Origin of the sequence: Calothrix sp. NIES-2098, from assembly GCF_963875125.1 — a bacterium.
GTDB lineage: Bacteria > Cyanobacteriota > Cyanobacteriia > Cyanobacteriales > Nostocaceae > Aulosira.
In genome coordinates this window covers 5,606,853-5,628,602 of record NZ_CAWNKJ010000001.1, presented here as the reverse complement: position 1 = coordinate 5,628,602, position 21,750 = coordinate 5,606,853, and the positions used below count along the sequence as shown (strand labels likewise).

General features: G+C 41.7%; 24 protein-coding genes. 14 read left to right on the top strand and 10 right to left on the bottom strand.

All coding sequences use genetic code 11. The features are described 5' to 3' along the window. Window positions 1–167: 167 nt before the first annotated feature. The 4 genes from AACU33_RS23650 (at window position 168) to AACU33_RS23635 (ending at window position 5,881) form a co-directional block, all read left to right on the top strand. Window positions 168–1,292, top strand: a complete 1,125-nt coding sequence (locus tag AACU33_RS23650; RefSeq protein WP_096591105.1) for a phosphotransferase enzyme family protein — start codon at window positions 168–170, stop codon at window positions 1,290–1,292. Then, on the top strand, window positions 1,289–1,828 hold the full coding sequence (locus tag AACU33_RS23645; RefSeq protein WP_096591103.1) for a DOMON-like domain-containing protein: 540 nt from the start codon (window positions 1,289–1,291) through the stop codon (window positions 1,826–1,828). Before AACU33_RS23650 ends, AACU33_RS23645 begins: the two co-directional genes overlap by 4 nt. Window positions 1,829–1,835: 7 nt before the next feature. Beyond that, the gene (locus tag AACU33_RS23640; protein WP_339376243.1) at window positions 1,836–2,417 is read left to right on the top strand and encodes a hypothetical protein; all 582 of its coding nucleotides are present in this window, start codon (window positions 1,836–1,838) and stop codon (window positions 2,415–2,417) included. 368 nt (window positions 2,418–2,785) lie between these two features. Further along, window positions 2,786–5,881, top strand: coding sequence for a plasmid replication protein, CyRepA1 family (locus AACU33_RS23635; RefSeq protein ID WP_096591099.1), 3,096 nt, complete (start codon window positions 2,786–2,788; stop codon window positions 5,879–5,881). A 284-nt stretch (window positions 5,882–6,165) separates the two neighbouring features. Here the strand turns inward: AACU33_RS23635 and AACU33_RS23630 are convergent, their stop codons facing one another. Further along, window positions 6,166–9,702: a PAS domain-containing protein gene (locus AACU33_RS23630; protein ID WP_096591097.1), complete on the bottom strand. Its 3,537-nt coding sequence runs from the start codon at window positions 9,700–9,702 to the stop codon at window positions 6,166–6,168. 395 nt (window positions 9,703–10,097) lie between these two features. On the opposite strand from AACU33_RS23630, the gene AACU33_RS23625 reads away from it, so the two are divergent. Next, the gene (locus tag AACU33_RS23625) at window positions 10,098–11,918 is read left to right on the top strand and encodes a tetratricopeptide repeat protein (protein ID WP_096591095.1); all 1,821 of its coding nucleotides are present in this window, start codon (window positions 10,098–10,100) and stop codon (window positions 11,916–11,918) included. A 105-nt stretch (window positions 11,919–12,023) separates the two neighbouring features. Here the strand turns inward: AACU33_RS23625 and AACU33_RS23620 are convergent, their stop codons facing one another. From AACU33_RS23620 to AACU33_RS23605, 4 genes are all read right to left on the bottom strand, one after another. Next, entirely contained in the window at window positions 12,024–12,605 is a 582-nt protein-coding gene (locus AACU33_RS23620) for a CPBP family intramembrane glutamic endopeptidase (RefSeq protein WP_096591093.1), read from the bottom strand. A 79-nt stretch (window positions 12,606–12,684) separates the two neighbouring features. Further along, window positions 12,685–13,746 (bottom strand): DUF3326 domain-containing protein, encoded by a 1,062-nt coding sequence (locus AACU33_RS23615; RefSeq protein WP_096595362.1) that lies wholly within the window; start codon window positions 13,744–13,746, stop codon window positions 12,685–12,687. A gap of 86 nt (window positions 13,747–13,832) precedes the next feature. Further along, on the bottom strand, window positions 13,833–14,015 hold the full coding sequence (locus tag AACU33_RS23610; protein ID WP_096591091.1) for a hypothetical protein: 183 nt from the start codon (window positions 14,013–14,015) through the stop codon (window positions 13,833–13,835). A 109-nt stretch (window positions 14,016–14,124) separates the two neighbouring features. Next, window positions 14,125–14,442 (bottom strand): 2Fe-2S iron-sulfur cluster-binding protein, encoded by a 318-nt coding sequence (locus AACU33_RS23605; RefSeq protein WP_096591089.1) that lies wholly within the window; start codon window positions 14,440–14,442, stop codon window positions 14,125–14,127. Window positions 14,443–14,729: 287 nt separating this feature from the next. Here AACU33_RS23605 and acnB point away from each other — a divergent pair, with 287 nt between their 5' ends. From acnB to AACU33_RS23580, 5 genes are all read left to right on the top strand, one after another. Next, entirely contained in the window at window positions 14,730–17,360 is a 2,631-nt protein-coding gene (gene acnB, locus AACU33_RS23600; protein WP_096591087.1) for a bifunctional aconitate hydratase 2/2-methylisocitrate dehydratase, read from the top strand. A gap of 51 nt (window positions 17,361–17,411) precedes the next feature. Then, window positions 17,412–17,828, top strand: a complete 417-nt coding sequence (locus tag AACU33_RS23595) for a XisH family protein (protein ID WP_096591085.1) — start codon at window positions 17,412–17,414, stop codon at window positions 17,826–17,828. Further along, window positions 17,816–18,157, top strand: a complete 342-nt coding sequence (locus AACU33_RS23590) for a XisI protein (protein ID WP_096591083.1) — start codon at window positions 17,816–17,818, stop codon at window positions 18,155–18,157. Before AACU33_RS23595 ends, AACU33_RS23590 begins: the two co-directional genes overlap by 13 nt. 63 nt (window positions 18,158–18,220) lie before the next feature. Beyond that, window positions 18,221–18,469 carry a type II toxin-antitoxin system RelE family toxin gene (locus AACU33_RS23585; protein ID WP_096591081.1) on the top strand — a complete coding sequence of 83 codons (249 nt, stop codon included), beginning with the start codon at window positions 18,221–18,223 and terminating at the stop codon, window positions 18,467–18,469. A gap of 15 nt (window positions 18,470–18,484) precedes the next feature. Continuing rightward, complete coding sequence (locus AACU33_RS23580; protein ID WP_096591079.1) at window positions 18,485–18,682, top strand: prevent-host-death family protein; 198 nt, start codon at window positions 18,485–18,487, stop codon at window positions 18,680–18,682. Between the two features lie 194 nt (window positions 18,683–18,876). Here the strand turns inward: AACU33_RS23580 and AACU33_RS23575 are convergent, their stop codons facing one another. From AACU33_RS23575 to AACU33_RS23560, 4 genes are all read right to left on the bottom strand, one after another. Further along, complete coding sequence (locus AACU33_RS23575; RefSeq protein WP_096591077.1) at window positions 18,877–19,230, bottom strand: hypothetical protein; 354 nt, start codon at window positions 19,228–19,230, stop codon at window positions 18,877–18,879. Window positions 19,231–19,350: 120 nt separating this feature from the next. Next, window positions 19,351–19,482, bottom strand: a complete 132-nt coding sequence (locus AACU33_RS23570) for a hypothetical protein (RefSeq protein ID WP_339376242.1) — start codon at window positions 19,480–19,482, stop codon at window positions 19,351–19,353. After that, on the bottom strand, window positions 19,475–19,876 hold the full coding sequence (locus AACU33_RS23565) for a PIN domain-containing protein (RefSeq protein WP_096591075.1): 402 nt from the start codon (window positions 19,874–19,876) through the stop codon (window positions 19,475–19,477). The genes AACU33_RS23570 and AACU33_RS23565 overlap by 8 nt, the downstream gene beginning before the upstream one ends. Beyond that, complete coding sequence (locus tag AACU33_RS23560) at window positions 19,873–20,133, bottom strand: hypothetical protein (protein ID WP_096591073.1); 261 nt, start codon at window positions 20,131–20,133, stop codon at window positions 19,873–19,875. Before AACU33_RS23560 ends, AACU33_RS23565 begins: the two co-directional genes overlap by 4 nt. 70 nt (window positions 20,134–20,203) lie before the next feature. On the opposite strand from AACU33_RS23560, the gene AACU33_RS23555 reads away from it, so the two are divergent. Beyond that, on the top strand, window positions 20,204–20,332 hold the full coding sequence (locus AACU33_RS23555) for a hypothetical protein (protein WP_339376241.1): 129 nt from the start codon (window positions 20,204–20,206) through the stop codon (window positions 20,330–20,332). Between the two features lie 40 nt (window positions 20,333–20,372). Here AACU33_RS23555 and AACU33_RS23550 read toward each other — a convergent pair whose 3' ends face one another. Then, window positions 20,373–20,606: a helix-turn-helix domain-containing protein gene (locus AACU33_RS23550; RefSeq protein ID WP_096591071.1), complete on the bottom strand. Its 234-nt coding sequence runs from the start codon at window positions 20,604–20,606 to the stop codon at window positions 20,373–20,375. A 110-nt stretch (window positions 20,607–20,716) separates the two neighbouring features. On the opposite strand from AACU33_RS23550, the gene AACU33_RS23545 reads away from it, so the two are divergent. The 3 genes from AACU33_RS23545 to AACU33_RS23535 all read left to right on the top strand — a co-directional run bounded on the left by AACU33_RS23545 (window position 20,717) and on the right by AACU33_RS23535 (window position 21,732). Further along, the gene (locus AACU33_RS23545; protein WP_096591069.1) at window positions 20,717–20,929 is read left to right on the top strand and encodes a hypothetical protein; all 213 of its coding nucleotides are present in this window, start codon (window positions 20,717–20,719) and stop codon (window positions 20,927–20,929) included. Window positions 20,930–21,034: 105 nt separating this feature from the next. Then, on the top strand, window positions 21,035–21,598 hold the full coding sequence (locus AACU33_RS23540; protein ID WP_096591067.1) for a hypothetical protein: 564 nt from the start codon (window positions 21,035–21,037) through the stop codon (window positions 21,596–21,598). Continuing rightward, window positions 21,595–21,732, top strand: a complete 138-nt coding sequence (locus tag AACU33_RS23535; protein WP_339376240.1) for a hypothetical protein — start codon at window positions 21,595–21,597, stop codon at window positions 21,730–21,732. The genes AACU33_RS23540 and AACU33_RS23535 overlap by 4 nt, the downstream gene beginning before the upstream one ends. The last annotated feature ends 18 nt before the right edge of the window (window positions 21,733–21,750 follow it).

Sequence of the window (21,750 nt, the reverse complement as noted above, 5' to 3'; positions counted from 1 at the left end):
GCGTTCAAAAATCCTTCACTACAGAGATGTTACGCGATTTACAAAGCGGCTATCCTAGGCGATCGCAAAAACTGCAACACTTATACACAGACCAAACAGGCAACTTAAGCTACGATATCCCCTAATTCCTTTTGGGACGTTACGTGGGGAGTAGGGCAGGTTAAATTATGAATACGATAGAAAATATCAAAACCCAAAGCACAAACAATCTCACTGCTATTGCTGAACAATTTACATTTCAGGGCAAAGTAAAGAGTATTCAAGCATTTGGCAGCGGTAATATTAATGACACTTTTCTAGTAACGCTGGATAGTTCGCAAGAACAGCATTTTATTCTGCAACGTATTAATACACAAGTGTTTCGTCAGCCGCACTCGATCATGCAGAATATGTGTACTTTTACAGGGCACGCTCGCAAACGGCTACAACAAAACCCACTCAATCGCCGTTGGGAAATTCCTCGCGTACTTTTTACCAAGGACGCACAAGACCACTGGATAGATGCAGATGGTGCCTTCTGGCGGGCGATTAGCTTTATTGAAGGTTCGCAGTCTTTTGACACGATACGCGATCGCTCGCAAGCAGGCGAAGTCGGCTATGCTTTGGGGATGTTCCACAATTTGATCGGCGATTTACCACCAGAAAAACTCGCTGATACCTTAGAAGGATTCCACATTACACCGCGCTATCTCCAAAATTACAACGAAGTTCTGGCGAAAACTTCTGTACAAAAGACTCCTGAAGTAAATTATTGCTTGCAGTTTGTGAGCGATCGCCAAATCTTTGCATCTATCCTCGAAGATGCTAAAGCTACAGGTAAGTTACCTCTGCGTTTGATGCATGGCGATCCTAAAATCAATAACGTATTATTTGACGCTATAACCCATCAAGCTGTCAGTGTTATAGACCTGGATACTGTGAAGCCAGGTTTAGTACATTACGACATTGGCGACTGTTTGCGCTCTGGTTGCAACCCGGTTGGGGAAGAAACAGAAGATTGGGAAAGTGTTGGTTTTGATACTGATATTTGTCAAGGCATATTGCAAGGCTATCTCTCAGTAGCTAAAGCCTTTCTTACCGAGAATGACTATGCATATATGTATGATGCCATCCGTTTGATTGCCTTTGAGTTGGGACTGAGATTTTTTGCAGATCATTTAGCAGGCAATGTCTATTTCAAAGTCAAGCACCCAGAACACAATCTTTATCGGGCGCTGGTGCAGTTTGCGCTAACAAAAAGCATTGAGTCTCAAGAAAGTGCAATTCGCGCCATTATTCAGGATGTAAAATGAACAATCAGTCATTTTCCCTGCAACCTTTTCCTGCAACTGGGCAACTGCTGAAGATCAAAATTGCAGGTAATATTGCCCGAAATGTCAATAAACTGACTATTCAATATACGCTGTTTGGCGATATTGAAAAAATAGCGCTTGCTTCTCCATCAGCAACACCATCAAGGAAACACGAACTTTGGCAAGAGACTTGCTTCGAGTTTTTCCTTGGTATCAAGAATTCTCAACGTTATTGGGAATTCAACCTTTCCCCCGCCGGAGATTGGAATGTTTACCGCTTTGATGGTTATCGTCAAGGAATGCAAGAGGAAGCAGCTTTCTCCACACTCCCGTTTATTATTCAGCAACAAGCAGATAGTTTAGAACTGACTCTAGATGTCGATTTGGATAAAATTATCCTGCAAGAGCAAGCCTTGGAAGTTGCAATTACCACCGTCATTAAACAAACAGATGTTGAAGTAACTTATTGGGCATTAAATCATCGAGGTGCTGAGGCTGACTTTCACCGACGGGATAGTTTTATTTTGGAATTATGAGCTGAACTTGATACACTCAAAACGCGATCGGACTCAATCATTTCGCTTCAGCCTGTGGATGTTCTCACTAATATTAAACCTGGCCTTTTGGCTGCTGCTGAGACTGCTACCTGCTGAAGCTACCTACACTCTGCGCGGCTTCTGGAGTATACTGGCTCTTCCTTGCTTCGGGTTGCTGACATTGATAATTTCTTGGTTGGCGCTCAAGAAATTGCCAGCTACATCTTTGTCCAAAACCTGGCAAAGCCTGATTTATTTACTGCACTTTCCTGCTTTGCTGTTTTTGCCGTTTTACCTAATGGGTTTTTGGCTAGGAATCTTCGCTGGATTCATTGGCCCCGATCTGATGAGAGAATACGTTTCTCCTAGCGGACAGCGCTCAATCACCATTGAGCGTCAGGGGATAATCTGTAAGCATGAGGTTTATCTCAATCGCTTTCTGGTAATGCAGCGAGTGGGTAGCTTTCGCATTGGTACAGCTAAGTGTCGCCGCAGCGCTAGTGCAGCAATTACTTGGAAAGCAGATGAAACTGCAATTGAATGGCAATATAGCGATCGCCGGGGAATCATCTCATTGCCTGACAATTAACAATATCACTTTCTATATATTTTCAGTAACTTTTGTTACTTTTAGCTTAAAAACCGATTATCGTGCCAAACTGCTGCGGTTTCCTACATCTTGACAACAGTCTGGTTTCATTGTTCTGTCCGAATGTAGTTGCATTCCTTAATCTAGGATTCTACGGATAATTAAAAATTAATCGCGAACAATTATTACAATACAAACTTATTACTGAACCAAGACAAAAGAGAAAATCACCTACTTTATCTTTTACCGATGTGTCTCCCGCCACTGAGTAAAAAAAGTATCCTTAAACCCTCAAGAAAACTATGATAAAAAATCGGCAGATGCATGGTAAGTTTTAAATCCATCGTCCTCGCTTAGAGCTTTGCCTTATGCATCTGCACTATTTACACCCCCAACACCTTGAGGAATTAGTCAAGAGCAGTGGCATAAATTTACACATTGCGAAGCTCAATTTTTTATCCCTCCAAGGAATCAACGCCTATGAATACCTGTTGATTTCTGAGTTACTTCCCCGCACCAATACCGGAATGGTGAAGAATGCCTGGTTGCAGCGTTACGCCCATATTACAGAAGGCGGTTGGTGGTGTTCGGGACTAGATCCGCTAAATGATTGGCAAACGATGGAATGGGGATGCTTTAAGCCAAATCAACCCCGGATGAATCAGAATGGTAAGGCTATCAAGTACGAACATCCCCCCAGCACACCAACGCGTGTTTTTTGTCTGCGGGTTCCCCTATCTGTTTGGCAGCAAGTCGCCCAGCGTTACAATCTCTCCATACCCAACAATATCAGTACTGGTTCCAATGGCGAAGCTGTAGGGTTTTGGCAATGGGTGCTGGAACAGAACATACCTATAATTGTTTGCGAGGGTGCAAAGAAAGCAGCGACACTATTAACACAAGGATACGCTGCGATCGCTATTCCTGGAATTACTAGCGGTTATCGAGTAGTTAAAGATGACTTTGGTAAAGTGACTCGTCGCCAGCTAATTCCTGACTTAGGCATTTTTACTATTAAAAAACGCACCTTTTATATTTGTTTTGATTTTGAAACTAAACCCAAAACCATCGCCGCAGTTAATAACGCTATTTCCCAACTGGGTTTTTTATTCCAAGAAAAAGACTGTCCGGTAAAAGTTATTGAACTTCCGGGAATGGAAAAAGGCGTTGATGAATTTATCGTTGCTAAGGGTGCAGGTAGTTTCGAGAAAGTTTATCGTCAAAGTGTTGATTTAGAAGTTTACTTAGCTCAAACCAAACCCCATACAGAGTTAACTATTCCGGCTACACTCACTGTTAATTCTCCTTATTTAGGTGAAATACCTTTTCCTACCTCTGGATTAGTAGGAGTAAAATCAGCAAAAGGCACGGGTAAAACTACCGGATTAAAAGCTGTTGTCAATCGAGCTAAAACTAGAAATCAACCAGTTTTGTTAATTACCCATAGAATTCAACTAGGAAGATTTTTATGTGAAAAAATTGGCATCAACTGGGGAATCAACAACGGTTCGCATGAAGAAAATCTTCATCAATGCCCCATGCCCAAATCATTCGGTTTATGTGTTGACTCGATCTGGAAGCTAAATCCAGAAGATTGGCAAGGTTCGATAGTTATTTTAGATGAAGTAGAGCAATCTTTATGGCATCTACTTAATAGTAATACTTGTAAACAAAAGCGCGTTAAAATTTTAAAAATCTTCCAACAGCTTATTGCTACAGTTTTGACAACTGGAGGATTAGTTATTGCTCAAGATGCCGATTTATCTGATGTATCCCTAGAATATTTACAGGGACTAGCGGGAATTAAATTAACACCTTGGATAGTTTTAAATCAATGGCAACCCCAGCGAGGATGGGATGTAACTTTCTTTGATTCTCCTAACCCAACGCCGTTAATTCATCAATTGGAATTGGATTTAATTGCCGGACGTAAATGTTATGTTACTACCGATAGTCGAACTGGGCGTTACAGCTGTGAAACTATTGAAAGGTATCTCAAAGAACGTTTAGAAAAATTACGCCGACAATTTCCAAAAACTCTAGTTGTGAGCAGCCAAACGACGAATACGCCTGGACACGCAGCAGTTGATTTTGTAGCCGCAATTAATCAAAAGATTCCGGAGTATGACACAGTATTTGTTACTCCGAGTATTGGTACAGGAATTAGTATTGATGTTCAACATTTCGATAGGGTTTATGGCATTTTTCAAGGTGTAATTCCTGATTCGGAAGCACGACAAGCATTAGCAAGAGTACGAGATGATGTACCACGTGTTGTTTGGTGTGCGAAGCGAGGTATTGGTTTAATTGGTAGTGGTAGCACTAATTATCGCTTGCTTTCTTATTGGTATCAGGAAAATCAAAAAGATAATTTAGCTTTGCTCAGTCCCCTACATAAAATAGATGTAGATTTACCATTAGTTTTTGACCCCATCCATTTACGCACCTGGGCAAAGTTATCTGCTAGGGTAAATGCTTCTATTCGTCTTTATCGCCAATCTTTACAAGAAGGTTTAATTGCCGATGGTCATCAGATATGGGCAAGAAGCAATGCAGTACATAATAATATTATTCGAGATTTACGCCTAGCATTTTTAGCAACCGATCCGCAAGATTTAGCTAACCGCCGCAGATTAATCTTAGAAATTGTCAAAGTCCAAAAAGAGTGGGCAGAAAAACGCCAAAAAGCTAAAGAGATTAAACGTAAAATTAAAGAAATTAAGCAGCAGAATCAATTAGGATCGGCCGCTGCTGTAGCTAATGCTAGAGATATTGATTATGTGGAATACGAACAATTATTAGCCAAACATTCCCTGACTCAGGATGAACGTAACGCTACCCAGAAATATATTCTCAGACAAAGGTATGGTATAGCAGTTACGCCCCTGCTGAAATTACAAGATGATAAAGGCTATTATGGGCAACTATTAACTCATTATTATTTAACCCACGAAAGCGAGTATTTTCACATTCGCGATCGCCAGGAGTGGAATCAGCAATTATATTGGGGTGATGGTCAAGTTTTTCTTCCCGATTTAAAGACCTACACCTTGAAAGTTGAGGCGATGCGAGCCTTGGGAATGGTAGACTTTCTGGAAGTAGGACGAGAATTTATGGAGAACGAGCCAGATTTAATCTTAATGAAAAATTTGGCTGTGCAAAATAGCAAACATATTAAAAGAGTGTTGGGTATTAACGTAGGAAGCGAAACCGAAAATATTTCCGCAATTAAAATACTCAGCCGACTGTTAAGTTTATTGGGATTAAAGCTGAAGAGAGTAAATGAAGCGTATCAAATCGATCTAGAAACCCTTGATGATGGTAGGCAAAAAATCTTTGCAATTTGGCAGCAACGAGATGAGTTAATGTTGACTCATCTCAGAAATATGGGAGATACCGTGGTTGATATTTCTTCAGATTGGCAATTATTGGTTCATGCAAATAAACAAAAAATCTTGCACTAAGACTTTAGAGACTTCTAGAAAATAAATTATCTAATTTACTAAGGTAATATTTGCCTTTCTCTCCCTGCTCCCCTTCGGGTGACGCTCCTTCGTCGCTCTAAGCGAAGCTATGCCGAAGGCTTTACGCTGCGCTAACGCCACTTTGCCAACCCTGTGGGAAGCCGCTTTGCGTCTACGTGACGGGAACCGCCCGCCGAAGGATGCCCGAAGGGCTGTAGACGGCAAGTGGACTCACCTGCTCCCTGCCTACGCAGCGATGGGATATTTTTTTAATTGGAAGTCTCTTAGTCCTGAGTCCGAAGCAGTTGGATGATAGCCAAAATTAATAAATCTGGGTCAATCGGCTTAGATAAATGTCGCTGAAATCCTGCTTCTAAAGCTTGTTGCTGATTAATTTCACCAGCATAAGCTGTCAGGGCGATCGCCGGAATTTTACCTCCGCGTTCTTCTGGGAGGGAACGCACCTGTTTCAGTAAAGTATAACCATCTACTTCTGGCATACCGATGTCACTTACCAAAATATCTGGCTGAAATAATTCTACGGCTGTCAAAAATTCTGCGCTGGATGCAACTGTCATGACTTCTGCATCGTACTCAGCCAACAAGAATTCGATTAAATCGCGGCTGTCTGGTTCATCATCAATGGTTAATATTTTAATTCCTGCGAGATTGAATGCATCTGCGGACAGTTCCTCAACCCGATCGCTCTCTGGTTCTACGTGCAATAAAGGTAATCTAACTGTAAAGGTGGCTCCCTGTCCTTCCCCCGGACTGTCTGCGGTGACTGTTCCCCCATGCGCTTCGATTAAGTGACGCACGATCGCTAACCCTAACCCTAGTCCACCATATTTGCGCGTGACAGAAACATCTTCTTGGCGGAAAGATTCAAAGATATGGGGGAGAAATTCTCGATTAATACCTTTACCTGTGTCAGCAACGGTAATCTGTGCTTCTTTGCCTACTCTTTCTAGCCAGATGTCTATCTGTCCGCCACTAGGGGTAAACTTGATGGCGTTGGAAAGCAAATTCCAAACTATCTGCTGAAGCCGAACGGCATCGCCGGATACTTGCCCAATATTCGGTAGCACTGGATGAATCAAAATCGATTTGGCGACTGCGGCGGTTCTCACTGTATCTATGGCAGCTTCAATCACAAATGCTAAATTCACCGGGTCAGCATTTAAGCTGAGTTTACCACGCAGAATCCGAGCAATATCCAACAGGTCATCAATGAGTTGGGTTTGGAGGTTGGCGTTACGTTCAATTGTGGCCAAAGCTTCAGCGGTTTTACTGTCATCTAGCTTGCGACTTTGCAGCAACTTTGTCCAACCCAAAATCGGGTTGAGGGGCGAACGTAACTCATGGGAGAGAATCGCCAAAAACTCATCTTTAATCCGGTTCGCTTTTTCCGCTTCATTACGGGCAACTTGTTCTAATTGCAAAATGCGATCGCGTTCTATTTCCAATTGCTTTTGATCGTCAATGTCAGTACAAGTACCGAACCATTTCACTATCCGTCCTTGTTCATCTTTCAGTGGTAAGCCTAAAATTAAATGCCAACGATAGCTACCATCACTGTTGCGTCGGAAGCGGTATTCATGTTTATAGAAAGTGCGATTTTGGATAGCATCTTCCCACAATTCTTGAGATAATTGCCGATCGTCTGGATGCACTGCGGACAGCCAACCAAATCCCAAGGCTTGTGCAAATGTCAATCCAGTATATTCACATAGGTTCTTATTCACATAGTCACATTCACCATCAGCATTACAAGTCCAGACGAGGTGAGGGATTGCTTCTGCGAGGTAGCGGTAACGGGCTTCACTTTGGCGAATAGCTTCCTCAGCGTTTTTGTAGTCAGTAATATCGCGGGAAATACATAACAGTTGTACTACTTGCCCTGCGGAGTTGCGTATGGGGGTCAGCACCACATCCCACCATTTTGGCGTCCCTTTGGCAGTGGGACAATAGCCTTGAAATCTGCCCAATTCCCCTACTTTAGCTGCGGCGATCGCCTCCTCAGCCATTTGTCTAGCGTCGTCTTGCCAAAAACAGCGCCATTCACTGTTAAGCAGAGGTGTGAGATCGTCGATTTCTAAAAGACAGATACCGCCTGGATTTATGTATAAGAGTCTGCCATCTAAGTCTAGGACTTTGATACAGTCGCTACTGCTAGCCAGCATCCGTTGGTTAAATTCTTCACTTTGGCGTAATTCTTCTTCGGCGCGTTTGCGATCGCTAATATCTAAGTTAATACCACTCATTCGCACAGGTTGGCCGCGATCGTCAAAAGTGATGCGCCCTAAGGCTAGTAACCAGCAAATACCCCTTTGTGGGTGAACGATGCGGAATTCGCAGTTAAATTCTGGCAGACGTTGCTCTATAACCCGCTTGACTTCGGCATCAGCACCTGCGCGATCGTCTGGGTGCAGAGCATTGTACCAATCTGCATATTGAATTTGACTTTTACTGGGGTCAAACCCATATAAATCATAATTTTCTGGCGACCAGATAATTTTACCTGTGTGAATTTCCCAATCCCAAGAGCCAGCATGAGCACCCGACAACGCCAGTCGTAGCAGTTGTTCGTTGTCTTGCAAAGCTGCTTCAGCGTGTTTGCGAGCTGTGATATCCATTGAGAAGCCAATCATGCCCACAGGACAGAGATCGCGATCGCGTAGTAAGGAGAGTGAGAGTAGGACAGTTATGAGTTCGCCAGATTTGCGCTGCACAGTTACTTCTACTTCATGCTTACCTTTGGCTTTCAGGGGCGCAATTACCTGATTTTCCAGAACACTGAGCATTTCTGGTTGTGGATAAATTAGCTGAATATGCTTACCGATTGCTTCTTGAGCAGAGTAACCAAAAACTCTCTCAGCGCCTTGATTCCAACTTGTGATGTAGCCATTGAGATCGGTGGAGATAACACTATCATGGGTTTGGGCGAGAACTTGAGCTTGTAGTCTGAGTTGCTCTTCTACGTGCTTGCGTTCGGTAATGTCTAAATCTACACCTGCCATGCGTACAGGTTGCCCTGTTTGGTCGTAAAACACTTTACCTTGACTGAGTGCCCAACGAACATCACCATTGGCATAAAGCACTCGAAATTCAATTTTGTAGTCTGCACCTGTAGTAATGGCAGCATTGATAGACTCAAGAACGCGATCGCGATCGTCTGGGTGTATTCTAGAAATAAACGTTGCATAAGTACCATCAAACTCTCCCGGTGCAAACCCAAACAAAGCTTCTAAGTTGCTAGACCATTGAATTTGATTGGTGAGAATATTCCAGTCCCAAGTGCCCATGCGAGCAGCTTCTAGAGCTAATCGCAGGCTTTGTTGATTGTCTTGTAAAATTTTCTCAGTTCGTTTGCGCTCTGCTAGTTCATCTTGTACCTGCTGTAATGCTTGTTGCAGTTGATTGCGTAACTGCATATTCTCAATAGCTGCATTCACTGCTACTCGCAATCCATCCGCAGTGATGCTCCCTTGGACTAAGTAATCTTGGGCACCAGCTTTAATTGCTTGAACTGCGATCGCTTCATTTCCCTGCCCTGTGACTACAATTACAGGTAAGAACAACTGGCCTGTCTTGAGTTGCAGTTGGCTCAGAAATTCTCTCCCATCTAAGTCGGGTAAGAAATAATCCACCAATACAATATCTGGCTGGTGTTGCTGCCATAAATCTAAGCCTAAATGCCCCAATTCTGCTTGGACAAAGTGATAGTCATACTCCCGATCTTCCCGTAAATATCGCAGATACAGCTCGCGGTCTTCTGGGCTATCATCAACAATCAAAACAGTCCGTTGTTGCTGGCTCATGACTACTTTGGCAAATTATGCAGAAAATGAATCATATCAGCGCAATAATGCGCGAATTAGGAGAATTTTGCGCTAAAGAACACGCTTTACTGAAAATATCTACCTCTAAAGTCCTGACAGCATCAGGATATTATCATATATACACCCTCAGCAGGTGTCACAGCTTTGCGTCCGACAATCGTCTTCACAGGCTCGAAAAATGGGTGTCACCCCCCATCCTTAATGACATCGGAAATGATAAAAGTACAACCTTGGTAGAAGAGTTTCTGTCGTCTATAATGAGCCTTTATTCACATCTTGCATTCTAGATAAGAAGAGACATGCTGCGTGCAACTGGCATGTGACTTCCCAGCGTTCAGGCTGATTGCAAGATTTACTTTCTATTTTAAATATTTATGAATGCCGAAGATTTTTTAACTCAGGGATTAAACAAAAACTTTCAAGGAGACTATCAAGGAGCGATCGCCGCTTATACTCAAGCAATACAACTTAAGCCGGATTTTGCCGAAGCCTACTATAACCGAGGGACGATCGTTAGCAGCGAACTTAAAGATTACCACGGTGCGATCGCAGATTTCGATCGGGCTGTAGAAATTAACCCTGATTTTGCGGAAGCCTACTGCAATCGGGGTAACGTGCGTTTCTTATTAGAAGATTATGAAGGAGCGATCGCCGATCATAACCAGGCTGTACAAATTAATCCCAATTTAGCTGAATCTTACCATAGTCGGGGTAAAGCCTATTTTGCCCTAGGCGACTATGAAACAGCGCTGCTAAATTTCCACAATGCAATTAAAATTAATCCACACTTATCTACTTATATTAATGTTGATATTGCCAATGCTTACCATAACCGCGGTGTAGCACGTTGCGATCGCGGCGATAATCAAGGAGCGATCGCGGATTTCAACCAAGCTTTGCAGTTAAACCCAAATTTCGCCGCCGCCTACACTAATCGCGGCAATGTTTATTATATTTTGGGAGAATATATCCAAGCTGTTGCCGATCACGACCAAGCATTACAGCTAGATGTCAATTTGGCGGAAGCTTATCATAACCGGGGAAATGCGCGTTATGCTCTGACAGACTATCAACGCGCCATTGAAGATTACAACAGAGCCTTAGAATTAAATCCCCATTTTGCCGGAGCTTATTATAATCGCGGTTTGGTCTATGCTCACCTAGAAGAGTATCAGCAAGCAATGACAGACTTTAATCAAGCGATCGCCTTAAATCCTGATGATGTGCAAGCATATTACGAAAGAGGTTTAGTAAGCAGTGCTTTGGGAGATTATCAAGGGGCAATTGCCGACTATAACCGCGCATTGCAAGAAAATCCCACTCTAGATTTAGTATACGGCTTAAGAGCCAATGTGCGACGCCGCATGGGAGATTATCAAGAAGCAATTAAAGATAGTACAAAACTCCTGCAACTCAATCCCTTGATGGCTGAGGGATATTGCGATCGCGCGGCGGCTCGTCGGAGTTTAGGTGATTACCAAGGGGCAATTAAAGATTACGATTGGGCATTGATGTTTAATGCCAATTTAGCCGAAGCTTACTATGGTCGAGGTATTGTTCGGGAAGCCTTGCAAGATTACCACGGAGCCATTACCGATAACACTCATGCCATAGAAATTGCACCTAACTTTTCTCAAGCCTACTGCAACCGAGGCAACGTCCGCCGCCAAATGGGCGACGAACAAGGAGCAATTGCCGATTACAACCAAGCGTTACAAATCAATCCCGAATTAGTAGAAGCTTATTACAACCGAGGTTCTCTGCGCTATGCCTTAGAAGATTACGAAGGTGCGATCGCAGACTATACCCAAGCATTACAGCTAAATCCCAACTCCGCCGCATTTTATAGCGATCGCGGTAACGCTCGCTATGCCATAGAAGACTATCAAGGGGCGCTAGAGGATTATAATCAAGCAATAGCGATCGAGCCTAGTTTTGCTGAAGACTGGTTCAATCGAGGCCGTAGCCGTTCTTGGTTAGGTGAATTAGAAGAAGCCCTCAAAGACTTAAACCAAGCCTTACAACTCCAACCGCATTGGACAGAAGCATACCTAGTACGCGCTGATGTTTACCGCAATCTCGGAGATTACGAAAGAGCAATTGCTGATTTCCAAGAATCCGCTAACCTGTATTACAAAGAAGGTAACATTCAATATTACCGAGAAATTCTCAATTTAATTGCAGAACTTGAGTAGTTTGTAGTTAGGATTTTAGTGCTTGAAAATTTAGGACTAAAGTCCTGAATAAGAACTTATGTCCCTACTTCCCAAACGTTGATGATTTTTTAATTTGGAAGTCCCTTATACTCGCCGTAACTTCCATAAATAGCTAGAAATTAAATTCGTAATAATATGAGCAATAATTGGCACTAATAAATTGCCAGTAATCAGAGCGCCATACCCTAATATTAGCCCGACAATAGTCGCCCACAGCACGTAAGGCCATTGTTCCGAACCACTCAGGTGTAAAACGCCAAAGCAAAGACTGGATACAATTACAGCTACATGATCGGCTCCTAAGGCTGGTAGCATTACACCACGGAATAATAATTCTTCACTTAACCCCGGTAGTAAACCTAGCCAAATTATGTCTGGTAAAACTAAAGGCTTGAGTACCAAATCTAAATAATAATCTGCACTTTTACGGTAAGGTGGCACAAAGCGATAAGTTAAACCACTCAAAACAGTAATAATTAATCCTAACCCTATCCCCACTAGCAAATCATTTCCATCCCAGTTCCAAGCAAATAGAGAAAAATTACCGAAGCGCAACCATAATTTCGCGACTATCCACAAAATGATAGCAGTCGCTCCCATCGCCCCCAGTACTTGGATGCGTGTTAAGTATGGAATTTCTGGTTCTTGTTTTTGTTGTTCTACCACGGGTGTTTAGAGGAGGGAAGGGGACAAAGAAGCAGGGGGAAATGAAATGCTTGACTTTTGACTTTTGACTCTTGACTAATTATTTAAGTTGCTGCAACGAATTTATTTGCGGACGTAGAACAGATGGATTCACACCTGCTTTGTGTGCTGCTAAAACACCTACTGCTTCTAAATATGAGTTTACCTGTATGGGCTTAATCCCTAAAGGTTGAGGAGGAACTTGGATTTGAGTTTGATTTTCCTCCACAGTGATAATTTGGCATCGCTTCTGATTTAAGCTCAGAATTGCACTACTACCACAAGCAGTTGCTGGTATTATTGCAGCATCGATTTGCTCTGCCCAGATATCTTCTGGTAGATATTGGACTGTTCCTTTCTCTATGATAAATTGCGGTGCGCGACTTAAACCGACAAGTACGCACGGTAAAAAAGTATAACCTAATTCTTCTGCGGCAGAACGGGGAGATAAATTAGGATTTGGGGGTGCTGAGGCTAAAGCTGGAGAATGGGCGCAAGGAATTTTAAAGGTACGCACGATTAAATGGCTAATTACCGCTTCTGCACCTGCTAGGGGATCTACGCCTTTACCTTGGCGGTAGTTTTCTACAGCTTCTTCTTCCATATCATCGGGGAAACGTGCAACCACTGCGATCGCATCTGCGCCAGCTTGTTTAATTAATACTTCTGCTGCTCTTAATAAACTATCGGGATTCCCAATTGTTCCCCAACTAATTCCCGATGGCGAAGTGCGTAATTCTATATTTAATGGCGTATCTGTAATTACATAATCTGTCAAAGTTAACCCAAGGGTGGCCCTGGCTGCATCCGCTACTTGTAGGTGTCGCAGCCGCAATTCCGGCTCTATGCCCTGGTCTAAAAGCAAACCTATTTTATTACTATGCACCGGACGCAATCCCCAGCATCCAGCGGCAAATTTGTCAAGTCCGTAACCTTCAACATAGAAAGTATTAAGTAGATTCCAGTACAAACTTGCGCCATTGAGGACATTGGGATGAGTGATGAGGCGATCGCACACCTGTGATATAACTCTGGCTACTGGTAAAGCATCCCCAGCATAACCTCCGATTGCTGCCCCTACACCAGTTGGTACAATTAAAATAGCAGTATATGGACGTTGCATACCAATTCCAGAGTGCTGAGTAGTCAGATTAGTCATTAGTAGCTTAACTTTTGTTTCATTTTTAACTACTCAGAACTCATTACTAATTACTCTGCACTTGTTGTAGTGACAACAGCTTCCACAGTAGCCTTTTGCTGTTCTGTATCCACAGAGGTAATTGCCCAACGTAAAGGTTCACCCTGTTTTTGTAATTCTGCGGTAATTGCTTGCTCTAACTCTGTGGGAGTTTCTTGAAGGTCGATTTCTGCGGTAATAAAATGAGTTGTCATTCTCGCCTATCCTCGTTATTAGTGCTTTCTAGAATAGCTGATAACAGCATAAAGGATGAAGTATTAAAAGAGAAATTTCATCCTTTAGCCTTGATACTTCATCCTTTAATTAGTCTTTGCCAAATTGCAGTTGATAAAGTGTATCTTCTTTTTCTGTTTCCACTTTTATATCAGACAGAGGTCTAGCGACACAAAGCAACACGTAACCTTGTTTTTGTAAATCTGGACTAACGCCCATACCATCAGTTTGATCGACAGATCCGGAGATAATTTTACCTGCACAAGTTGTACAAACACCTGCATGACAAGAACTAGGTAATTCTAAACCAGCTCGGTCGGCAACTGCTAAGATAGTTTCATTTTCAGGGACTTGTAAAGTGTGACTCTTGCCTTGATGGATAACTTCAACGGTGTATGTTTTGGACATATACAAATAGGAGTGTAACTTAACTAACAAAGGAAATATTTTATCTGATGAATAGACACACAACCAAGTCGAGAAATGCCAACCCAAGAATTATTTTCAAATAGATTTATTGGCAAAAGTAGCTATACAGTGATAATTATAAGTCCTAGCCAGACCAAAAACTTCAAGTAGGGAGACTTATTAGCAGTTGATACTGTCGATAAAGACTTGTAAGCTAAAATTCTCCTGAAATATAGGCAGTGATTATAAACACTAAAACCATCTGTGGCTAATATTTGGAGTCTAGAATGTTGGAATCATATCGTCAACACGTTGTCGAAAGAGCCGAATTAGGAATTCCCCCCTTACCGTTAGATGCAAAACAAACTTCAGAACTGTGCGAATTACTGAAGAATCCGCCCAAGGGGGAAGAAGATACATTATTGCATTTATTGCGCGATCGCGTACCCCCTGGAGTTGATGCCGCAGCTTACGTCAAAGCAGGGTTTCTCACAGCCATTGCCAAAGGTGAAACAAAAAGCCCCTTAATTTCACCCATCCAAGCAGTAGAATTACTGGGAACGATGGTAGGCGGCTACAACGTGCAATCTTTAATTGAATTGCTGCAAACTCCTACCACCTCTGTCTCAGAGTCTTCCGAAACCCCCTTGGTGATGGGGGGACAAGGAAAAGAACCCATTGCCGCTTATGCCGCCAACGCCCTCAGCAAAATCCTGTTGGTGTATGATGCTTTCCATGATGTTTTGGAACTATCAAAAACCAATCCCTACGCCAAGCGCGTGATAGATTCTTGGGCGGAAGCTGAATGGTTTACCGTTCGTCCCCAACTCCCCAAAGCAATTACCGTTACAGTTTTCAAAGTTCCTGGGGAAACCAACACCGATGACTTATCCCCCGCCACCCACGCCACTACTCGCCCGGATATTCCCTTACACGCCTTAGCAATGCTAGAGTCACGGCAACCGGGAAGCTTAAAAACCATTGCCGAATTAAAGAAAAAAGGACATCCCGTTGCTTACGTTGGGGATGTAGTGGGTACAGGTTCATCCCGTAAATCTGCTATCAACTCGGTATTGTGGCACATGGGCAATGATATTCCCTTTGTGCCCAACAAGCGCGCAGGGGGGTATATTTTAGGTGGTGCGATCGCGCCTATTTTCTTTAATACAGCTGAAGATGCCGGTGCTTTGCCGATTCAGTGTGATGTCACCCAGTTAGAAACAGGTGACGTGATTACCATCCATCCCTACAAAGGCGAAATCGCTAACGAAGCCGACGAAGTCATTTCCACCTTCACCCTCAAACCTGATACCATTCTCGATGAAGTCCGTGCAGGTGGACGCATTCCTTTATTAATAGGACGTACCCTCACCGACAAAACCCGCCAAGCACTAGGTTTAGAACCCAGCACCTTATTTATCCGTCCCCAAGCACCTGAAGATACAGGTAAAGGCTACACCCTCGCCCAGAAAATGGTAGGGAAAGCTTGCGGTTTACCCGGTGTCCGTCCTGGTACATCTTGCGAACCCATCATGACTACCGTTGGTTCTCAAGATACCACAGGCCCCATGACCCGCGACGAGTTAAAAGAACTCGCCTGTCTCGGTTTTAGTGCAGATTTGGTGATGCAGAGTTTCTGTCATACCGCAGCTTATCCCAAACCAGTCGATATCAAAACTCACCACGAACTTCCCGACTTTTTCGCCCAACGTGGCGGCGTTGCCCTACGCCCTGGTGATGGTATCATCCACTCTTGGCTAAACCGGATGCTGCTACCCGACACCGTAGGAACTGGCGGCGACTCTCACACCCGCTTCCCCTTAGGTATTTCCTTCCCCGCAGGTTCTGGGTTAGTAGCCTTTGCCGCAGCTTTGGGTGTCATGCCTTTGGATATGCCAGAGTCAGTTTTGGTAAGATTCAAAGGAGAATTGCAACCAGGTATTACCCTCAGAGATATTGTTAACGCCATTCCCTACGTCGCCATTCAAAAAGGATTGCTAACAGTAGAGAAAGAGAACAAGAAAAACATCTTCTCTGGGCGGATTTTAGAAATGGAAGGCTTGCCCGATTTAAAAGTTGAACAAGCCTTTGAATTAACAGATGCATCAGCAGAACGTTCTTGTGCAGGTTGCACAATTAAACTGAGTACAGAAACAATTGCCGAATATCTGCGTTCTAACATCACGCTGTTAAAAAATATGATAGCCAGAGGCTACCACGATGAGCGTACTATCCTCCGCCGCATCGCCAAAATGGAAGAATGGTTAGCCAATCCCGTATTACTTGAAGCTGACGCAGATGCAGAGTATGCCGAAATAATTGAAATTGATTTGAACGAAATCAAAGAACCAATTGTTGCTGCTCCCAATGACCCTGATAATGTGAAATTATTATCAGAAGTTGCTAACGATCCGGTGCAAGAAGTATTCGTTGGTTCTTGTATGACAAATATCGGCCATTATCGCGCAACTGCGAAAGTTTTAGAAGGCGCAGGTGAAGTAAAAACACGCCTGTGGATAGCACCCCCAACCCGCATGGATGAATACCAACTCAAAGAAGAAGGTGTATATAGCGTTTTTGGTGCAGCAGGTGCTAGGACAGAAATGCCAGGATGCAGTTTGTGCATGGGTAATCAGGCGCGAGTTGCTGATGGCACAACTGTATTTTCTACCTCTACCCGCAATTTTAATAATCGCATGGGTAAAGGAGCAAGAGTGTATTTAGGTTCCGCCGAATTAGCCGCAGTTTGTGCATTGTTAGGACGCATTCCCACAGTGCAGGAATATCTTGATATTGTGGCGAAGAAAATTAATCCTTTCGCTGACAATTTGTATCGTTATTTGAACTTCGATCAAATCGCCGGTTTTGAGGATGAAGGGCGAGTAATTACTAAGGAGCAGCAGGCTTTATTGGTATAGTTTTATCAGGGTGGGTGTAATACCCACCTGACTGTTATTAGCAGGGTGACAATGCCAGCAAAAGATCTCTACCATGATGCAGTCAAAAATGCCTTAATTAAAAATGGGTGGATAATTACAGCCGATCCTTATCCAATTAAATATGCAGAAGTTAAGCTGTTTGCGGATCTTGCAGGTGAAAAAACCATTGCAGCGACTAGACAAGGACAAAAAATTGTTATTGAAATTAAAAGTTTTCTCAGTCGTTCTCCTATGCGCGATTTTGAAACTGCATTAGGACAGTATCTCATTTATAAAGCTTTACTTACTATTGACCATCCTGAACAGAAATTATATTTAGCTATAGGTCAAAAAATTTACGAGGATTTCTTTCAACAAGTCGCCATCAAGTTTATTGTAGATAAGTATCAAGTATTACTATTAATTATTGATTTACAGCAAGAGGAGATTATTCAATGGATAAACTAACCCATTATCAAAATTTAATCAAACAAATCCTCACCGAGTATGACAGAATTTCATCACAAGTACCCGATCCAGATATAGATGAGGTATTAATGTTTGACGATCAAAGAAGCCAATATCTTTGGTTTAATATTGGCTGGAAAAATGATAAAAGAGTCAAGGCAATTTCGGTTTATGTTCGCATTAAGAATCAGAAGATTTATATTGAGGAAGATTGGACTGAGGAAGGAATCGCTACTGAGTTATTAAGGGAAGGTGTACCGAAAGAGGATATTGTTTTAGCTTTTCACGATCCAGAAACTCGTAAATTGACTGAGTTTGCGATCGCTTAAAAAGCTAAGTTTGATGACGAAATAAGTTTTTTTACATTAATTTAAGTCAAAAGGTTAAATTATGTGCAGTATCAAATAGAATTTAAACCCAAAGCTATTAAAGATTTAGCGCAACTTTCCACCGATATTAAAGAACGGATAATTTCTAAAATCGAAGCGATGCAAGATAATTTGCAAGGCGATGTTAAACACTTAACTAACTTTACTCCAGAATACCGATTACGAGTTGGTGATTATCGAGTTTTGTTTGAAATTGAAGAACAAACTATAATGATTTATAGGGTGAAACATCGCAGTAAGGCTTATGAGTAAAAGGATAGGCTCAAAATGATTGAATTACATCCAGAATTTATCTCAAAAAATGGTCAGAAGGAATTTGCTGTTTTGCCATACGAAGAATTTTTGCAAATTCAAGAATTATTAGAAGATTTAGAAGATTTGAGAGATTTACGCGAAGCTAAAAAAGAAGAAAAAGACAATCCTTCTGTACCTTTAGATGAAGTCAAGAAGATATTAATCTTTTGAAGATGGAAGATGCAACATTCCGTTATAAGAAATTTCCTTGAGATAATTTAGGTATGCTTACGGCAACAAGGTAGTCATAATTGTGATTAGATGTCCGCAGACTAAAGCCTAGAGATTGATTAAAAAAGCCCACCCATGCGAGCTTCAATTTTCCATCTATCTTATTAAGCTTGCAATTCAAAATTTAATAATAACTATACACAATTAGTATCATTGCAACCGAGAGCATCCTTAAGCTTACGCTTCAAATCACTAGAAATAGGTAAATTGTCAATTTCATCACACAATTTGGCTTTAGGCTCATTTCTCCTACGCTCTGTATATATTCCTATTAAAAGACCATCAATACCATATTTACCTATAGCATCTGCTACTAATCCTACTATTCCGAGAGCTGCTATACCACCAATCATCCCAAAAGGCCCGCCCAATGCTGCTAAAGCTGTTGTTATTGCAGCACCTCCTGCAAGCCCTGTAGCTGCCATTGTTACTACAAGTAAAACTCCAGGTAAACCCAAAGCTGCAACCTTTCTAACTACTTCATCCATAAATGATTAACTCATTGATTAGATTTAAGAATAATTTTATACAGAGCTATTAAGAACAACATTAGTAATTTTGCTTAAATAAAATGAGATGAATCTAGTTGAAACCTCTTATATGACACATCAACTCTTTCTTTCATACTGAAGAGGGAGAAATGTAGCTCCAGACTTCGGACAAGAGTTAGGAGAGAGGTCAATTTGTGCGATCGCATTTAGGAATTGAGGAATGCGATCGCTTTCAACTATATTATTCAATTTCCCAATCTTCTATTTTTAACCCTTCAACTCTGGCAAATTCTTTAGTATTATGAGTCACTAAAATTAAGTCATGAGACAGTGCAATAGAAGCAATTAATAAATCATTATAGCCAATAGGAGTACCAGCATTAGTTAATTGAGCGCGAATCCTACCTGCATTTAAAGCTGAAATATCATCTAAAGGTAAAGAAATAAATACTTTTAAAAATAGTTTTACGTTTGTCCATACTAGGTCAGGATTATCACTTCTCATCGCTCCATAAAACAACTCTAGTTTTACAATTGAACAAACCGCAATATCTTCTAAATCCGTATTTTCTAGTTTCCGGCGAATAATCGAGTCTTCATTGAGATATTTAATACATACATTTGTATCTAGTAAATATCTTATGACAATTTAAATTCTTCTAAATCATCAAAAACGCCTTCAGAATCTATGACTAAAGGAGTCTCTTTCAAACATCCTGAAGTTTCTTCAAAAAAATTAGCAGGCCAACCTTTTCCTTTAGATTGATTTTCCGGCTGAGAATCACTAACGGATTGTAAAATTACAGTAATAGTTAAATCAGCATTAGTGACATCCACAGGAATATCTAAATGTAATATTCCATCTTGTCCAACATGAGAGTTTATAGTTATTTGTCGCATAGTATTTAATTAGGTTAGATCAACGGATTTCTACTAAACATATAGCTGATTGTATTTTATATAAATAATTGTGATTAGGAAAAGGGATGAGAAAAATCAATACTTGCTCAAGAAATATAGCTTTAACACACCTTCTACTTATGTAGCGATCGCACCCTTACCCCAAAAAGTGCGTAGACGTAAAGCTTCTTGTTGCTAGACATCGCTTCAATTTTCAGCAATAATCCATTCAACTAAAATTATTCCTCTTCTGAATCTTCCCAGAACAGCCTGACAAACTCCTCAGATGCAGCAGGCTCAATTTCTTGAAGAGCCTTGCGAATTTTTACTACCGTATCACCTGGTGGATCTGCAATTTCATTTACCCAGCCAAAAACACTAGAACGATTGACTCCCATCACTACAGCCAATCGATTTTGAGTAATGCCATAAATTTCTAGTACCCGTTTGAGGGCTTTTCCTGCTTTTCCCATACCTCCGATTTTGTCAGAGGCTTATAAACAAGTAAATGTTCGGAGCTACGAACAAAATGTTAAACTAATTATGTTCGTAGTTCCGAACATAAACTTTTAGGTCAAATATAATGAACAAAAGCACTCTACCTTCTATACAACCAGACTCAGACAGAGAACCTGTGAGTGTCCTCGTCATCGGTTCGCGTCAGACTGTTACTAATACTATTCACACACTTTATAGACTGGGTTTTGCTGAGATTAACGACTGGAGTCCACTGTTAGCGGCTGCTGAACCAGGAAAAGTGATGAAAATTTTAACTCGCAACGTTTCAACAAGCTGATTATTGTATTGCTAATTAAGCAGCGATCGCACTTCTCAATTCCCAAGTGCGATCGCTTTATACTGAAGTATTCTTACCTCAAAAGAAAACACAAGATACAGTGGAATGAAATATATTAAACGTCACGCTAAAGGGATAGAACTCTTTGTCGAGGTTGCTTTCTTAATAGCCTTATTTATTTTTGGACTCTTCCTCGATTATAAATTAGCTGCTTCCTTGTTCTGGCAGTTTTACTTATTGATGGCTGTGTTAGCCCTAATCTTACTGTTGCCAGTATACTTACAATCTCGGCGTCAACAACAATTGTGGCTTTTCCTCGGGTTTAATATTAGTCTATTAGTTCTGCACTTTTTGACTCTCACTCCTGTAAAACCCTTCACAAAGTTTTATCTCGATATTAAAAATGGTATGACAATTCCGGAGGTTCAAAGCTTATTTAACCAGCGTTTTCCAAAAGGGGGAAAATTTCGCCAACCGGAATGGGAACTACGTTATGGACATAATAGCGTGCTGGAAAATCGTGACCCTGCTGAAAAAGGCTTTGTAGCTATACCTGACCAGAATCTACATTACATTCTTGACCTAAGCGATGGTCGTTACAATGCGGAATGGGTGACTGTTTATTTTAAGGATGGCAAAGTGGTAGGAACTGAGTATTCGCCCGATTGATTCTGATTTATCGAACTCATGTTAACAATTTAGGCGATCGCACTCCCAAATCCCAAATGCGATCGCCTGCTTCTCAGAGGCTCATCATCGCTACTTCAATCAGAGAGATTGTTAAAATCCTGTTATCCTCATAACTACTCACGCACAAGGCC

Bases quoted from the DNA above. Each gene is read 5' to 3' on its own strand.
- AACU33_RS23610 (WP_096591091.1), bottom strand. From the start codon at position 14,015: ATGACAACTCATTTTATTACCGCAGAAATCGACCTTCAAGAAACTCCC.
- AACU33_RS23650 (WP_096591105.1), top strand. From the start codon at position 168: ATGAATACGATAGAAAATATCAAAACCCAAAGCACAAACAATCTCACT.
- AACU33_RS23625 (WP_096591095.1), top strand. From the start codon at position 10,098: ATGAATGCCGAAGATTTTTTAACTCAGGGATTAAACAAAAACTTTCAA.
- AACU33_RS23545 (WP_096591069.1), top strand. From the start codon at position 20,717: ATGAACAAAAGCACTCTACCTTCTATACAACCAGACTCAGACAGAGAA.
- AACU33_RS23605 (WP_096591089.1), bottom strand. From the start codon at position 14,442: ATGTCCAAAACATACACCGTTGAAGTTATCCATCAAGGCAAGAGTCAC.
- AACU33_RS23575 (WP_096591077.1), bottom strand. From the start codon at position 19,230: ATGGATGAAGTAGTTAGAAAGGTTGCAGCTTTGGGTTTACCTGGAGTT.
- AACU33_RS23590 (WP_096591083.1), top strand. From the start codon at position 17,816: ATGGATAAACTAACCCATTATCAAAATTTAATCAAACAAATCCTCACC.
- AACU33_RS23580 (WP_096591079.1), top strand. From the start codon at position 18,485: ATGATTGAATTACATCCAGAATTTATCTCAAAAAATGGTCAGAAGGAA.
- AACU33_RS23560 (WP_096591073.1), bottom strand. From the start codon at position 20,133: ATGCGACAAATAACTATAAACTCTCATGTTGGACAAGATGGAATATTA.
- AACU33_RS23645 (WP_096591103.1), top strand. From the start codon at position 1,289: ATGAACAATCAGTCATTTTCCCTGCAACCTTTTCCTGCAACTGGGCAA.
- AACU33_RS23595 (WP_096591085.1), top strand. From the start codon at position 17,412: ATGCCAGCAAAAGATCTCTACCATGATGCAGTCAAAAATGCCTTAATT.
- AACU33_RS23635 (WP_096591099.1), top strand. From the start codon at position 2,786: ATGCATCTGCACTATTTACACCCCCAACACCTTGAGGAATTAGTCAAG.
- acnB (WP_096591087.1), top strand. From the start codon at position 14,730: ATGTTGGAATCATATCGTCAACACGTTGTCGAAAGAGCCGAATTAGGA.
- AACU33_RS23615 (WP_096595362.1), bottom strand. From the start codon at position 13,746: ATGCAACGTCCATATACTGCTATTTTAATTGTACCAACTGGTGTAGGG.
- AACU33_RS23540 (WP_096591067.1), top strand. From the start codon at position 21,035: ATGAAATATATTAAACGTCACGCTAAAGGGATAGAACTCTTTGTCGAG.
- AACU33_RS23550 (WP_096591071.1), bottom strand. From the start codon at position 20,606: ATGGGAAAAGCAGGAAAAGCCCTCAAACGGGTACTAGAAATTTATGGC.
- AACU33_RS23630 (WP_096591097.1), bottom strand. From the start codon at position 9,702: ATGAGCCAGCAACAACGGACTGTTTTGATTGTTGATGATAGCCCAGAA.